Below are 14890 nucleotides of genomic sequence, written 5' to 3'. Positions count from 1 at the left end.
GCCCGTTAGCCACAGTGGCAACGGGTCGCCGAAGCGATAATCAAGAGGGTTTATTGCTACCGTCGTCACCCGACAGCAGTTCATCCAGCTTGTCGCCGCCCACATGACGGAAATCCTGACCTTTGACGAAATAGAAAATAATTTCGCAGATGTTCTGGCAGCGGTCACCGATACGCTCGATGGCGCGCGCGCAGAACAGCGCGGTCAGCACGCTGGGAATGGTACGCGGATCTTCCATCATATAGGTCATCAGCTGACGCACGATGCCTTCATACTCTTTATCTACCTTCTTGTCTTCACGGTAGATTTTGATGGCTTCGTTGAGATCCATGCGCGCAAACGCATCCAGCACGTCATGCAGCATCTGCACGGTGTGATGACCGAGCGCTTCGAGGCTTACCAGCAGCGGCAGATGCTGCTGGCTGAATTTCTCCAGCGCGGTGCGGCTGATTTTCTCCGCCACATCGCCAATGCGTTCCAGCTCTGAAATGGTTTTGATGATCGCCATCACCAGGCGCAAGTCGCTGGCGGTAGGCTGACGTTTGGCGATGATGCGCACGCAGGCTTCATCAATCTCCACTTCCATCATGTTGACCTTCTGGTCGCCGTCGATCACGTGACGCGCCAGCTCGCCATCCTGGTTATGCATCGCGGTGATGGCATCCATCAGCTGCTTCTCAACCATGCCGCCCATAATCATCACTTGCGTGCGAATGTGCTCCAGCTCCGCATTAAACTGACCGGAGATGTGTTTGTTCAGATTTAAATTATCCATGTGCGTCTCCTGAATCAGCCGTAACGACCGGTGATGTAATCTTCGGTCTGCTTCTGTGCGGGCTTAGTGAACAAAGTATCGGTATCGCTAAACTCAATCAGCTCGCCCAGATACATAAAAGCGGTGTGATCAGAACAACGCGCGGCCTGCTGCATGTTGTGGGTCACGATTACCACGGTGTAATCCTGCTTCAGCTCGGTGATCAGCTCTTCGATACGGCCGGTTGAGATGGGATCGAGCGCTGAACACGGCTCATCCAGTAACAGGACTTCCGGACGAATCGCGATACCGCGAGCGATACACAAACGCTGCTGCTGACCGCCGGAAAGACTGTAACCGCTCTGATGCAGCTTGTCTTTGGTTTCATTCCATAGCGCCGCTTTGGTCAGCGCCCACTGCACGCGCTCGTCCATATCGGCGCGCGACAGCTTTTCAAACAGACGTACGCCGAAGGCGATGTTGTCGTAAATCGACATCGGGAACGGCGTCGGCTTCTGGAATACCATGCCAACACGCGCGCGCAGCAGGGCGATATCCTGATTAGATGCCAGAATGTTATCGCCATCCAGCAGGATGTCACCTTCTGCACGCTGCTCGGGATAGAGCGAGTACATTTTGTTGAAGGTGCGCAGCAGCGTGGATTTACCGCAGCCTGATGGGCCGATAAACGCGGTGACCTGGTTTTTAGTGATATCCAGGTTGATGTTTTTCAGCGCGTGAAACTTACCGTAATAGAAGTTCAGATTACGGACCTGAATTTTACCGGCTGATGAAGTCACGTTACTCATTCTCGTCTCTCATAAGCAGCGCCGCCGAAGCCGCGCCGGGAAATTAGTGTTTGCCTTTGGCGAAAATCACACGCGCCGCAATGTTCAGCAGCAGCACGCACACTGTAATAATCAGCACACCCGCCCACGCCAGGCTTTGCCATTCGGCAAACGGGCTCATGGCGAATTTAAAGATGGTGACCGGCAGGTTCGCGATCGGCTGCATCATGTCGGTGCTCCAGAACTGGTTCGACAGCGCAGTGAACAGCAGCGGAGCGGTTTCACCGGCGATACGCGCTACAGCCAACAGCACACCGGTGATGATGCCGGAAACAGAGGCTTTCAGCGTAATGGCTGAAATCATCTTCCACTTCGGCGTACCCAGCGCATAAGCCGCTTCACGCATGCTGTCTGGCACCAGACGCAGCATGTTCTCGGAGATACGAATCACAATCGGTATCTGCAACAGCGCCAGCGCCACCACGCCGGCCCAGCCGGAGAAGTGCTGCATCTGCGCCACCACGATGGTGTAGACGAACAGACCCACCACAATCGAGGGTGCGGACAGCAAGATATCGTTGATGAAGCGAATCACTTCTGCCAGCCAGTGTTTACGGCCATATTCCGCCAGATAAATCCCGGCCATGATGCCGAGCGGCGTTCCGATGATCGTCGACCAGAAAATCAGTAAGCCACTGCCGACTAAGGCGTTGGCCAAACCACCACCGGCAGTATTGGGTGGCGGAGTCGATTCGGTAAACAGCGACCAGCTCAAACCATCGACACCGCGCGTTACGGTGGTGAACAGAATCCACACCAGCCAAAACAGCCCGAAAGCCATGGTCAGCAGCGACAGCGTCAGGGCAATTTTGTTTTTGGTACTGCGCCACGCCTGCATTTTGCGGCGCGATGCTTCCAGCTCAGCGCGAGCCTGCACTTCAATAACGGTCATGAACGGGCTCCTTCACTCTTCGCCAGTCGCAGGATCATCAGTTTGGAGATCGCCAGCACGATAAAGGTAATCACGAACAGAATCAGACCCAGCTCCATCAGTGCCGCTACGTGCACGCCGGATTCCGCTTCAGCAAATTCGTTGGCCAGCGCGGAGGTAATACTGTTGCCCGGCATAAACAGCGATGGGCTGTCGAGCTGGTAGGTGTTGCCGATGATGAAGGTTACCGCCATGGTTTCACCCAAAGCGCGCCCCAGGCCGAGCATAACGCCGCCGATCACACCGTTTTTGGTGAACGGCAGTACGATGCGCCAGATCACTTCCCACGTGGTGCAGCCGATACCGTAAGCCGACTCTTTCATCATTACCGGCGTCTGCTCAAACACGTCACGCATCACCGAGGCGATGTACGGAATGATCATGATGGCGAGAATCACGCCCGCCGCCAGGATACCGATACCAAAAGCCGGGCCAGAGAACAGCGTGCCGACAATCGGGATATTCGACATCACATTGCCAACCGGCGTCTGGAAATATTCGGCGAACAGCGGGGCAAAAACAAACAGGCCCCACATGCCGTAAACAATGCTCGGGATCGCTGCCAGCAGCTCAATGGCGGTGCCCAGCGGGCGACGCAGCCAGCCCGGCGCCAGTTCCGTCAGGAACAGCGCAATGCCGAAGCTCACCGGCACGGCAATGATCAGGGCAATAATCGAGGTGACGAGGGTGCCGTAAATCGGTACCAGCGCACCAAATTGTTCGTTCGGCGCATCCCAGGTTTTATTCCACAGGAAGGAGAAACCAAATTTTTGGATGCTAGGCCAGGAGGAGAAAATCAGGGAGACGATAATGCCACCCATCAACAGCAACACGATAAGCGCGGACAGCTTAACCAGCGCGCCGAAAATCATGTCGCCTTGTTTACCGGGGGCTTTGAACGTCGGCTTAGTGGCAGCCATAGAATTCTCTGTTCTCAGGAGGATGTCAGGGCAGCACGCATGCCGCCCATTGGGGTTGGCCAACCGTCTCGGCTGGCCAGGTAAATCGGTTACTGGTACAGCGCTTTACCGGAGCTATCTTTAATGTTGGCTTTCCACGCTGCACGAATCTGGTTAGCGACGCTTTCTGGCAGCGCTGCATAATCCAGGTCGGTTGCGGTTTTGCTGCCACCTTTGTAAGCCCAGTCGAAGAACTTCAGCACTTCGCTACCTTTCTCAGCGTTAGCCTGATCTTTATAAATCAGGATGAAGGTGGTTGAGGTGATTGGCCATGCATCGTTGCCTTTCTGGAAGGTCAGATCCTGAGCAAAGGTTTTGCTCCAGTCTGCGCCTTTCGCCGCGTTAGCAAAGCTCTCTTCGCTTGGTGCTACCGCTTTACCGTCGGCATCAACCAGTTTGGTGTAGGTCAGGTTGTTCTGCTTGGCGTAAGCGTACTCTACGTAGCCAATCGAACCCGGCAGACGCTGTACGAAAGCGGCTACGCCGTCGTTACCCTTGCCGCCCAGACCGGTTGGCCAGTTAACGGTGTTACCTTTACCAATTTTGCTGTTCCACTCTTCGTTCACTTTCGCCAGGTAGCTGGTGAAGACGAATGAAGTACCGGAACCGTCAGCGCGGCGGACCACGTTAATGTTGGAATCTGGCAGTTTCACGCCTGGGTTCAGTTTAGTGATCGCCGGGTCGTTCCACTTTTTGATGGTGCCGAGGTAGATATCACCCACGGTTTTACCGTCGAGAGTCAATTCACCTGATTTCACACCTGGGATGTTAACCGCCAGCACCACACCACCGATGACGGTAGGGAACTGGAACAGGCCATTTTTCTGCAGATCTTCTTCTTTCATTGGCGCATCTGACGCACCGAAATCGACGGTTTTCGCGATGATTTGCTTCACGCCGCCTGAAGAACCAATACCCTGATAGTTGATTTTGCTACCGGTGGCTTGCTGATACTCGGCTGCCCACTTGGCATAAACCGGTGCCGGGAATGTCCCGCCTGCGCCCGTCAGATCGGTTGCTGCAAAAGCAGAGACCGCGCTTACTGCGAAGGTGGCGGCGAGGATTCGGGCTACGGTGCTACGCATCAGTGTCATGTTCCCTCCAGGGGATTTAAAAAAATCAGGCTCAATGCCTTTTTAGTAGGAGTTAGTGATTGCTGCTGGAGGGAAAATAGGACAGTTTGATGACAGTGAAATGTACGAAATGTGACAGTTATATGACAGTACGCGGAGATGAAGCGGGCCCGTTGCGGGCCCACTCTGATGACTGATTACTCTACGGTAACCGATTTTGCCAGGTTACGCGGCTGGTCTACATCGGTGCCTTTAATTAGCGCTACGTGATAGGAAAGCAGCTGTAACGGCACGGTGTAGAAGATCGGTGCAATCACCTCTTCTACGTGTGGCAGTGAGATGATTTTCATGCCCTCGCTGTCGCTGAAACCGGCATCCTGATCGGCAAACACATACAGCAAACCGCCGCGCGCGCGTACCTCTTCAATGTTGGATTTCAGCTTTTCCAGCAGTTCGTTGTTTGGCGCCACCACGATTACCGGCATATCCGCATCAATCAACGCCAGCGGGCCATGCTTCAGCTCGCCTGCCGCATAGGCTTCGGCGTGGATATAGGAGATCTCTTTTAGCTTCAGCGCACCTTCCATGGCGATGGGATACTGATCGCCACGCCCAAGGAACAGCGCGTGATGTTTATCCGAGAAACCCTCCGCCAGGCTTTCAATCACTTTATCCTGCGCCAGCATCTGCTCGATACGGCTTGGCAATGCCTGCAGCGCATGCACAATTTCGTGCTCGGTTTCGGCTTTCATGCCGTGCAGACGACCGAGTTTCGCCACCAACATCAGCAACACCGCCAGCTGCGTGGTGAAGGCTTTGGTCGAAGCAACGCCAATTTCGGTACCGGCTTTGGTCATCAGCGCCAAATCTGACTCACGCACCAGCGATGAACCAGCTACGTTACAGATCGCCAGCGAACCGAGATAACCCAGCTCTTTCGACAGACGCAGCGCGGCCAGCGTATCGGCGGTTTCGCCCGATTGTGACAGCGTGATCAGCAGGCTATTTTTGCGTACCGCGGATTTGCGATAGCGGAATTCGGAGGCGATCTCCACATCACAAGGCAGGTTGGCCAGCGATTCAAACCAGTAGCGCGACACCATGCCGGAGTTGTATGAGGTGCCGCAGGCAATGATCTGAATGTGTTCGACCTGGCTCAGCAGCTTCTCGGCATCCGCGCCCAGCTCGCTGAGATCGACTTCACCGTGATTAAAACGCCCGGTTAAGGTGTTTTTAATCGCATTTGGCTGCTCGTAAATCTCTTTCTGCATGTAGTGACGATAGATGCCTTTATCACCGGCATCGTACTGTGCGGTCGATTCGATTTCAGCACGCTTAGCGGGCTTGCCTTCACGATCGATGATAGTGATTTCGCGGCGGGTGATCTCCGCGATATCGCCCTCTTCCAGATAAACGAAGCGGCGCGTCACCGGCAGTAAGGCCAGTTGATCGGAAGCGATAAAGTTTTCACCCACGCCACGGCCAATCACCAGCGGGCTACCGGAACGCGCCGCCACCAGCAGCGATGGATCGCGGCTGTCCATGATCACCATGCCATAAGCGCCACGCAGTTGCGGGATCACGCGCAATACCACTTCACGCAACGTGCCGCCCTGCTTCTGCTCCCAATGCACCAGATGCGCCACCACTTCAGTGTCGGTTTCTGAGGCAAAGTGATAGCCGCGCTCAAGCAACTGGGCGCGCAGCGGCTCATGGTTCTCAATGATGCCGTTGTGCACGATGATGATGTGCTCAGAAACATGCGGATGCGCATTGGCCTCTGACGGCTCACCGTGGGTCGCCCAGCGCGTGTGCGCGATGCCGGTGCCACCAATCAGCGGCTGTTGTTCTGCCGCTTCCGCCAGATTTTGCACTTTGCCCAGACGACGCAGGCGCGTCATGTGCCCCTGTCGATCAACCACTGCCAGACCGGCAGAGTCATAACCGCGATACTCAAGACGACGCAAACCTTCCAGCAGAATTTCTGCGATGTCACGCTGCGCTACTGCACCAACAATTCCACACATAGTAATTTCCTGACTTCATGGCTTTTGGCCATTGCGTTGTCATACGACCTGATTTCCGGCGTTGCCGGTTCCCCGAGCCTTGTAGAGAAGGGGATATAGTTATGGCACTGCTAATGGGCCGATCATTGTCGGCCCTTAAAATTTATTTTTTCTTTACCGGGCGCTGCCAGCCAGACTTCTGATTCTGCTCTTTACGGTTATAGACAAGGTCAGCGGCTGTCACATCTTTCATTATGGTGGTGCCGGCGGCAATAGTCGCGCCGCTCGCCACGCTGACAGGTGCCACCAGCTGTGTATCTGAACCGATAAACACGTTGTCGCCGATGATGGTTTTGGATTTGTTGGCGCCATCGTAATTGCAGGTAATGGTGCCGGCGCCGATATTCACGCCCGCGCCAATTTCCGCATCGCCAAGGTAGGAGAGATGACCGGCTTTGGAGCCTTTACCCAGCGTGGCTTTCTTCATTTCAACGAAGTTGCCGACGTGGGCTGCTTCAGCCAACTCGCTGCCCGGACGCAGACGCGCGAAAGGTCCAACCGTACAGGCAGCGGCTAAGGTGGCATCTTCGAGTACCGAATAGGGGCTGATTTCACAGTCGTCCGCAATCACGCTGTTTTTGATGATGCAGCCTGCGCCAATTTTGACGCGGTTGCCAAGCGTGACCTCGCCTTCGATGATCACGTTGGTATCGATCTCAACATCACGTCCATGCTGCAGCGAGCCGCGCAGATCGAAACGTGCCGGATCGCGCAGCATCACACCCGCCAGCAGCAGCCTTTCTGCCTGCTCGCTTTGATAAACGCGCTCAAGTGTTGCCAGCTGCAGGCGATTATTTACCCCATCGGTTTCACTGATACGCGCCGGGTGCACCGCATTGATCACCCGGCCTTCACGATGCGCCATGGCGATGATATCGGTGATATAGAATTCGCCCTGCGCATTGTTGTTGTTGAGCTGCGTCAGCCAGCGCTTGAGATCGCCGCCGTTGGCAATCAGGATGCCAGTGTTGATTTCCTGGATTTTTAGCTGTTCGGCCGACGCGTCTTTCTGCTCGATAATGCCAGTCACCGTGCCGTTTTCACGCACGATGCGGCCGTAACCGGTGGGGTTATCCAAAACGACGGTGAGTAAACCAATGCCACCAGCCGGTTTAGCGTCACGCAGACGTTGCAAGCTGGCCTGCGAGATCAGTGGCACATCGCCGTACAACATCAGGATATCTTCGTCATCAGCAAAGAAAGGGGCCGCCTGCTGCATCGCATGGCCGGTGCCGAGCTGTTCTGCCTGCAACACCCAATTAAGTGCGTTCTCCGCCAATGTTGATTGCAGTAAATCACCGCCATGGCCATAAACCAGATGGATCTGCTGTGCGCCCAAACCTGTTGCGGCATCAATCACGTGCTGGACCATCGGTTTTCCTGCAAGGGTGTGCAGAACTTTAGGCAGGTCGGAATACATTCGGGTGCCTTTGCCAGCGGCCAGGATCACCACACTCATCGCGTTCGTAGACATAACTATCCTGATTCTCTTCAACTTTCGAAAGTGTAAGGTTTAACCCTGAGATTACTACATTTTTCTCAGGTCGAAATTAGCGGGTGTCATCGCGCTGCAGCAAACGCCAGGCAAAAAAAAATGCCAGCCCAAAGGGCTGGCATTTCGTGACGCATAAAGCCTGATTACATCGCTTTTTTGGTCAGCTCGATAACACGCAGTTTCGCGATGGCTTTCGCCAGCTCCGCAGAAGCCTGAGCATAGTCCACGTCGCCGTGGCTGCTGTTCATGTGCTCTTCCGCTTTACGTTTCGCTTCCTGCGCGCGCGCTTCGTCAAGGTCTTCACCGCGAATCGCGGTGTCAGCCAGAACGGTGGTGCTGCCAGGTTGTACTTCCAGCACGCCGCCAGAGAGGTAGATATACTCCTCTTCGCCGTGCTGTTTCACGATGTGAATCATACCAGGCTTGATGGCTGTCAGCAGCGGGGCGTGGCCAGGACGAATACCCAGCTCACCTTCGCTACCTGACACCTGGATGCGCTGAACCAGACCGGAGAACATTTGTTGCTCCGCGCTGACCACGTCCAGATGATAAGTCATAGCCATACCATTCCTCCTGGGAAACCGAAATTACAGTTTCTTCGCTTTTTCTACGGCTTCTTCGATAGCGCCGACCATGTAGAACGCCTGCTCTGGCAGGTGGTCGAATTCGCCTTCCATGATGCCTTTGAAGCCACGGATGGTGTCTTTCAGGGTAACGTATTTACCTGGAGAACCGGTGAAGACTTCAGCAACGAAGAACGGCTGAGACAGGAAGCGCTGAATCTTACGCGCACGTGCCACCAACAGTTTGTCTTCTTCAGACAGCTCGTCCATACCGAGGATGGCGATGATGTCTTTCAGTTCCTGGTAACGCTGCAGCAGAGACTGCACGCCACGCGCAACGTCATAGTGCTCCTGACCCACGATCAGTGGATCCAGCTGACGGCTGGTAGAATCCAGCGGGTCAACGGCTGGGTAGATACCCAGAGAGGCGATCTGACGGCTCAGCGTAACGGTTGAGTCTAAGTGAGCAAAGGTGGTTGCTGGTGACGGGTCAGTCAAGTCATCCGCAGGAACGTAAACGGCCTGTACAGAGGTGATTGAACCGGTCTTGGTGGAGGTAATACGCTCCTGCAACACACCCATCTCTTCTGCCAGCGTCGGCTGATAACCTACCGCAGATGGCATACGACCCAACAGTGCTGATACTTCAGTACCGGCCAGGGTGTAACGATAGATGTTGTCGATGAACAGCAGAACGTCACGGCCTTCATCACGGAATTTTTCCGCCATGGTCAAACCGGTCAGTGCTACGCGCAGACGGTTACCCGGCGGCTCGTTCATCTGGCCATACACCAGCGCTACTTTATCAATAACGTTGGAGTCAGTCATTTCGTGGTAGAAGTCGTTACCCTCACGAGTACGCTCACCCACACCAGCAAAGACCGAATAACCTGAGTGCTCAGCCGCGATGTTACGGATCAGCTCCATCATGTTTACGGTTTTACCTACACCCGCACCACCGAACAGACCGACTTTACCGCCCTTAGCGAACGGACACATCAGGTCGATAACCTTGATGCCGGTTTCCAGCAGTTCCTGCGAGTTAGACTGATCTTCATATGAAGGTGCTGCGCGGTGAATAGAGGAAACCTCTAATGCGCTGCCATCGTCATTCTGCAGGTCGCCTTTCATGTCGATTGGCTCACCCAATACGTTCATGATACGGCCGAGGGTTGCTTTACCAACCGGAACCTGGATAGGTTTTTTCAGGTCGGTAACTTCCAGACCGCGCTTCAGGCCGTCAGAAGTACCCATGGCAATGGTACGAACCACGCCACCACCCAGCTGCTGCTGAACTTCCAGCACCAGACGAGCATCACCATTTTTCACCTCGAGAGCGCTGTATACCTGCGGTACCGCGTCCTGAGGGAATTCGACGTCAACTACGGCGCCGATAATCTGGACAATCTTTCCAGCTGCCATCTTGAATCCTCTACCTAATACGAAAATACCCAGCCGCGCTCGCGCGACAGGATATATGCCTGGTTAAACCGCGGAGGCTCCCGAGACGATCTCGGTAAGTTCCTGGGTGATGCTGGCCTGACGAGCTTTGTTGTAAACCAACTGCAGCTCTTTGATCAGGTTTCCGCCGTTATCGGTTGCAGCTTTCATCGCAACCATACGTGCGGCCTGCTCACTGGCCAGGTTTTCCACCACACCCTGATAAACCTGCGATTCGACATAACGGCGCAGCAGGGTATCCAGCAGCGCTTTCGGATCGGGTTCGTACAGGTAATCCCAGGTCTTCGCCTTCATCTCTTCTTCACCTTCCGCTGGCGGTAACGGCAGCAGTTGGGTAATGGTCGGAGTCTGAGACATGGTGTTATTAAACTTGTTGGCAACGATATACAGCTTGTCGATGCGACCTTCATCATAGGCCTGCAACATCACTTTTACCGGGCCGATCAAATCAGACAGTGCAGGCTTATCGCCCATACCGGTGACTTGTGCCACGATGTTGCCACCTACAGAGCCGAAGAATGAATTGCCTTTAGAACCAATAACGGCCAGATCGCTCTGCACACCTTTATCAGCCCAGCCCTTCATATCTGCCAGCAATTTTTTGAACAGGTTAATGTTCAAACCACCACAAAGCCCGCGGTCAGTCGAAACGACCAGGTAGCCGACGCGCTTAACGTCACGCTCATCCAGGTAAGGGTGCTTGTATTCCAGATTACCCAGAGCAAGGTGACCAATCACTTTGCGCATGGTATCTGCATACGGACGGCTGGCCGCCATGCGTTCCTGCGTTTTACGCATTTTGGAGGCGGCGACCATTTCCATCGCTTTGGTGATCTTCTGCGTATTTTTTACGCTTCCGATCTTACTACGTATTTCTTTTGCGCCGGCCATTAGCTTCTCCTCAAAGCCTTGCGGCCTGCCTTTTCAGACAAGCCGCCAGACATTACCAGGACTGGGTTGCTTTAAACGTTTCGAGGAGGCCTTTCAGCTTCTCTTCGATTTCGTTATTGAAGTTACCCGCTTGGTTGATTTCAGCCATCAGCTCAGCGTGATCGCGATCCGCGAACGCCAGCAGAGCGGCTTCGAAGCTGCCGACTTTCGCCAGGTCAACATCGTTCAGATAGCCGCGCTCAGCAGCAAACAGCACCAGACCCTGCTGCGCGACTGACATCGGCGCATACTGTTTCTGTTTCAGCAGCTCGGTCACTTTCTGACCGTGGCTCAGCTGTTTACGTGTTGCATCGTCCAGATCGGAAGCGAACTGAGAGAACGCAGCCAGTTCACGATACTGTGCCAGCGCGGTACGGATACCACCGGACAGTTTCTTGATGATCTTGGTCTGTGCAGCACCACCAACACGGGATACAGAGATACCCGGGTTAACGGCTGGACGAATACCGGAGTTAAACAGGTTCGATTCCAGGAAGATCTGACCATCGGTAATCGAGATTACGTTGGTCGGAACGAACGCGGAAACGTCACCCGCCTGAGTTTCGATGATTGGCAGTGCGGTCAATGAACCGGTCTGGCCTTTCACTTCACCGTTGGTGAAGCGCTCAACGTAGTCAGCGCTAACGCGTGATGCACGCTCCAGCAGACGAGAGTGGAGATAGAACACGTCGCCAGGGAAAGCTTCACGACCTGGTGGACGGCGCAGCAGCAGAGAAATCTGACGGTAAGCAACAGCCTGCTTAGACAGGTCATCGTATACGATCAGTGCATCTTCACCGCGGTCACGGAAGTACTCACCCATCGCACAACCAGCGTACGGTGACAGGTACTGCAGTGCTGCAGATTCAGAAGCAGAAGCGACAACGACGATGGTGTTAGCCAGCGCGCCGTGCTCTTCCAGTTTGCGTACGACGTTAGAAATGGTTGACGCTTTCTGGCCAATCGCAACATAGACACACTTGATGCCTGAATCACGCTGGTTGATGATGGCGTCGATTGCCATTGCGGTTTTACCGGTCTGACGGTCACCGATGATCAGCTCACGCTGGCCACGGCCGATTGGAATCATCGCATCGACAGATTTGTAACCGGTCTGAACAGGCTGGTCTACTGACTGACGGTCGATAACGCCCGGTGCAATCACTTCAACAGGCGAGAAGCCGTCGTTTTCGATTGCGCCTTTACCGTCGATCGGTGCACCCAGGGTGTTCACCACACGACCCAGCAGGCCGCGGCCAACTGGAACTTCTAAAATACGACCCGTACATTTAACTTTCATGCCTTCCGCGAGGTCAGCATACGGGCCCATCACTACTGCACCAACCGAGTCACGCTCGAGGTTCAGTGCGATAGCGTAACGGTTGCCCGGCAGGGCAATCATCTCACCCTGCATAACATCGGCCAGGCCGTGTACGCGGATGATACCGTCACTTACAGAAACAATAGTACCTTCGTTGTGAGCTTCACTCACGACATTGAACTGAGCAATGCGCTGCTTGATCAGTTCGCTGATTTCGGTGGAATTCAGTTGCATATGCTCCAGTCCCCTTAAGACTGCAAGACGTCTGCCAGACGATCAAGACGGCCGCGTACGCTGCCATCAATGACCAGGTCACCCGCACGGATAACCACACCTGCCATTACAGACTTATCAATTTTGCAATTCAGCTTAACTTTACGTGACAGACGTTTTTCCATCGCGGCGCTGATTTTAGTCAGCTGACTGTCACTCAGCGTGCTGGCAGAAATCACATCAACTTCCGCTGTCGCTTCATGAGCGTCACGCAGTTGAATGTACTGAGCCAGTACCGCTGGAAGCGCTGTCAAACGTCCGTTTTCGGCCATCACCTTAATCAGGTTCTGGGCGTTTTCATCAAGTTGATCGCCACAAACTGCAATGAAAGAAGCAGATAACGCTTCCGGTGCAAGCGCACCGGAAAGAAGATCTGCGATCTGTTCGTTGCGAGCCACTTCTGCGGCAAACGCCAGCATTGATTGCCAGCGATCGATGCTTTGATGCTCAACAGCAAAGTCAAAAGCTGCTTTGGCGTAGGGGCGAGCTACAGTAATAAGATCAGACATCAGCCCCTCCCTCCTTACAGTTCAGCGACCAGTTTATCAACGATGTCGCTGTTAGCAGCTTCATCCACGGAACGTTCGATGATTTTCTCGGCGCCAGCTAATGCCAGCAACGCGACTTGCTTACGCAGCTCTTCACGGGCACGCGAACGCTCGGCATCAATTTCTGCCTGCGCCTGTGCCACGATGCGGTTACGTTCAGTCTCAGCTTCAGTTTTGGCTTCGTCCAGAATCTGGGCACGGCGTTTGTTCGCCTGCTCGATAATGACCTGAGCGTCTTCTTTGGCTTTTTTCAGCTGGTCGGTCGCATTGGCCTGCGCGAGATCTAAATCTTTCTTCGCGCGCTCAGCAGAAGCAAGGCCTTCAGCAATTTCTTTCTGGCGCTTCTCGATGGCAGCCATAATCGGCGGCCATACGTACTTCATGCAGAACGCGACAAACAGAATGAACGCGATGGCCTGGCCGAGGATTGTTGCATTAATGTTCACAGCACAATGCCTCTTATTAAGTTAACTTGCTCTGCCGCTATCAGAGATAAACGGCAGAATCCGTCCCTCATCACACCAGGTGCCATGAGTGAACAAGGCTACCAGGTTTAAGCGACAGCAAACATCACGTAGAGACCCAGACCTACAGCGATCATCGGGATAGCATCCACCAGACCCATTACAACAAAGAACTGCGTACGCAGCAGAGGGATCAGATCCGGTTGACGCGCGGCGCCTTCCAGGAATTTACCTCCGAGGATGCCGATACCGATCGCAGCACCGATTGCCGCCAGGCCCATCATCACAGCGGCAGCCATGTACAGCAGATCCATATTCAGGTTTTCCATGACAGTCTCCAGTTTGTTTCAGTTAAAAGCTTAAGTGTTGAGATAAAAAATCAATGTTCTTCAGATGCCATCGACAGATAGACGATCGTGAGGACCATGAAAATGAAAGCCTGCAGCGAAATGATCAGGATGTGGAAAATGGCCCAAGGCACATTCAACAACCACTGCGACCACCACGGCAGCAAGCCGGCAATCAGGATAAAGATCAGCTCACCCGCATACATGTTACCGAACAGTCGCAGACCCAGTGAAACAGGCTTGGACAGCAGGCTAACACCTTCAAGAATCAGGTTAATGGGGATGAAGATCGGGTGATTAAAAGGCTGCAGCGTCAACTCTTTGGTGAAGCCGCCAATGCCTTTCATTTTGATGCTGTAGAACAGAATCAAAATAAATACGCCCAGCGCCATAGACAGCGTGATGTTCACGTCTGCAGACGGCACGACGCGCAGCGCCGGCAGGCCTAAATAGTGCTCGCCGATAAACGGCAGCAAATCGATAGGCAGCAGATCCATGAAGTTCATCAGGAAGACCCAGACGAAAATCGTCAGAGCCAGCGGGGCGATAAGTTTGCTTTTACCGTGGTACATGTCGCGCACGTTGTTATCAACGAAGCCGACAACCAGTTCGATAGCCGCTTGTAATTTCCCTGGAACACCGCTGGTAGCGCTTTTGGCCACTTTGCGGAACAACACCAGGAAAATAAGTCCCAGCACCACAGAGAAAAACATGGAATCGATATTTAATACCCAGAACGTCGCAGGAGCGTCGTGCGGATTCACCAACTCGAAAGTACGCAGGTCCAACTGAAGATTATTCAGATGGTGACCTATGTATTCTTGCGGAGTAGAGATTTCTCCAGCAGCCATGATGCC

Annotated in this window: 15 protein-coding genes; all 15 read right to left on the bottom strand. The window is 53.9% G+C overall.

The window, feature by feature from the left end:
- Positions 1 to 40: 40 nt before the first annotated feature.
- Positions 41 to 775, bottom strand: a complete 735-nt coding sequence (gene phoU / locus WFL93_RS15855; protein WP_007893583.1) for a phosphate signaling complex protein PhoU — start codon at positions 773 to 775, stop codon at positions 41 to 43.
- 14 nt (positions 776 to 789) lie between these two features.
- Positions 790 to 1563: a phosphate ABC transporter ATP-binding protein PstB gene (gene pstB / locus WFL93_RS15850; protein WP_007893584.1), complete on the bottom strand. Its 774-nt coding sequence runs from the start codon at positions 1561 to 1563 to the stop codon at positions 790 to 792.
- 43 nt (positions 1564 to 1606) lie between these two features.
- Positions 1607 to 2494 carry a phosphate ABC transporter permease PstA gene (pstA, locus tag WFL93_RS15845; protein ID WP_336778533.1) on the bottom strand — a complete coding sequence of 296 codons (888 nt, stop codon included), beginning with the start codon at positions 2492 to 2494 and terminating at the stop codon, positions 1607 to 1609.
- Complete coding sequence (gene pstC / locus WFL93_RS15840) at positions 2491 to 3453, bottom strand: phosphate ABC transporter permease PstC (RefSeq protein WP_049852408.1); 963 nt, start codon at positions 3451 to 3453, stop codon at positions 2491 to 2493. The genes pstA and pstC overlap by 4 nt, the downstream gene beginning before the upstream one ends.
- An 89-nt stretch (positions 3454 to 3542) precedes the next feature.
- Positions 3543 to 4586: a phosphate ABC transporter substrate-binding protein PstS gene (gene pstS, locus WFL93_RS15835; protein ID WP_049852409.1), complete on the bottom strand. Its 1044-nt coding sequence runs from the start codon at positions 4584 to 4586 to the stop codon at positions 3543 to 3545.
- 176 nt (positions 4587 to 4762) lie between these two features.
- Positions 4763 to 6592, bottom strand: coding sequence for a glutamine--fructose-6-phosphate transaminase (isomerizing) (gene glmS / locus WFL93_RS15830; protein ID WP_007893588.1), 1830 nt, complete (start codon positions 6590 to 6592; stop codon positions 4763 to 4765).
- Between the two features lie 142 nt (positions 6593 to 6734).
- Positions 6735 to 8105, bottom strand: coding sequence for a bifunctional UDP-N-acetylglucosamine diphosphorylase/glucosamine-1-phosphate N-acetyltransferase GlmU (gene glmU, locus WFL93_RS15825; protein ID WP_336778532.1), 1371 nt, complete (start codon positions 8103 to 8105; stop codon positions 6735 to 6737).
- Between the two features lie 164 nt (positions 8106 to 8269).
- Positions 8270 to 8689 (bottom strand): F0F1 ATP synthase subunit epsilon, encoded by a 420-nt coding sequence (locus tag WFL93_RS15820; protein WP_007893591.1) that lies wholly within the window; start codon positions 8687 to 8689, stop codon positions 8270 to 8272.
- 24 nt (positions 8690 to 8713) lie between these two features.
- Positions 8714 to 10111 carry a F0F1 ATP synthase subunit beta gene (gene atpD, locus WFL93_RS15815; RefSeq protein ID WP_007893594.1) on the bottom strand — a complete coding sequence of 466 codons (1398 nt, stop codon included), beginning with the start codon at positions 10109 to 10111 and terminating at the stop codon, positions 8714 to 8716.
- A 63-nt stretch (positions 10112 to 10174) separates the two neighbouring features.
- Entirely contained in the window at positions 10175 to 11041 is an 867-nt protein-coding gene (gene atpG, locus WFL93_RS15810) for a F0F1 ATP synthase subunit gamma (protein ID WP_007893596.1), read from the bottom strand.
- Positions 11042 to 11093: 52 nt separating this feature from the next.
- The gene (atpA, locus tag WFL93_RS15805; RefSeq protein WP_007893598.1) at positions 11094 to 12635 is read right to left on the bottom strand and encodes a F0F1 ATP synthase subunit alpha; all 1542 of its coding nucleotides are present in this window, start codon (positions 12633 to 12635) and stop codon (positions 11094 to 11096) included.
- Positions 12636 to 12649: 14 nt separating this feature from the next.
- Entirely contained in the window at positions 12650 to 13183 is a 534-nt protein-coding gene (atpH, locus tag WFL93_RS15800; protein ID WP_007893600.1) for a F0F1 ATP synthase subunit delta, read from the bottom strand.
- 14 nt (positions 13184 to 13197) lie between these two features.
- Positions 13198 to 13668, bottom strand: coding sequence for a F0F1 ATP synthase subunit B (gene atpF, locus WFL93_RS15795; protein WP_007893603.1), 471 nt, complete (start codon positions 13666 to 13668; stop codon positions 13198 to 13200).
- A gap of 107 nt (positions 13669 to 13775) precedes the next feature.
- Positions 13776 to 14015 carry a F0F1 ATP synthase subunit C gene (gene atpE / locus WFL93_RS15790; protein WP_003849523.1) on the bottom strand — a complete coding sequence of 80 codons (240 nt, stop codon included), beginning with the start codon at positions 14013 to 14015 and terminating at the stop codon, positions 13776 to 13778.
- Positions 14016 to 14065: 50 nt separating this feature from the next.
- Positions 14066 to 14884 (bottom strand): F0F1 ATP synthase subunit A, encoded by an 819-nt coding sequence (atpB, locus tag WFL93_RS15785; RefSeq protein ID WP_007893608.1) that lies wholly within the window; start codon positions 14882 to 14884, stop codon positions 14066 to 14068.
- Between the last annotated feature and the right edge of the window lie 6 nt (positions 14885 to 14890).

Source organism: Pantoea sp. USHLN256 (assembly GCF_037149875.1).
GTDB classification, from domain to species: domain Bacteria; phylum Pseudomonadota; class Gammaproteobacteria; order Enterobacterales; family Enterobacteriaceae; genus Pantoea; species Pantoea nemavictus.
Note: the sequence above shows the minus strand (reverse complement) of the source record. Positions and strands in the feature narration are given on the sequence as shown.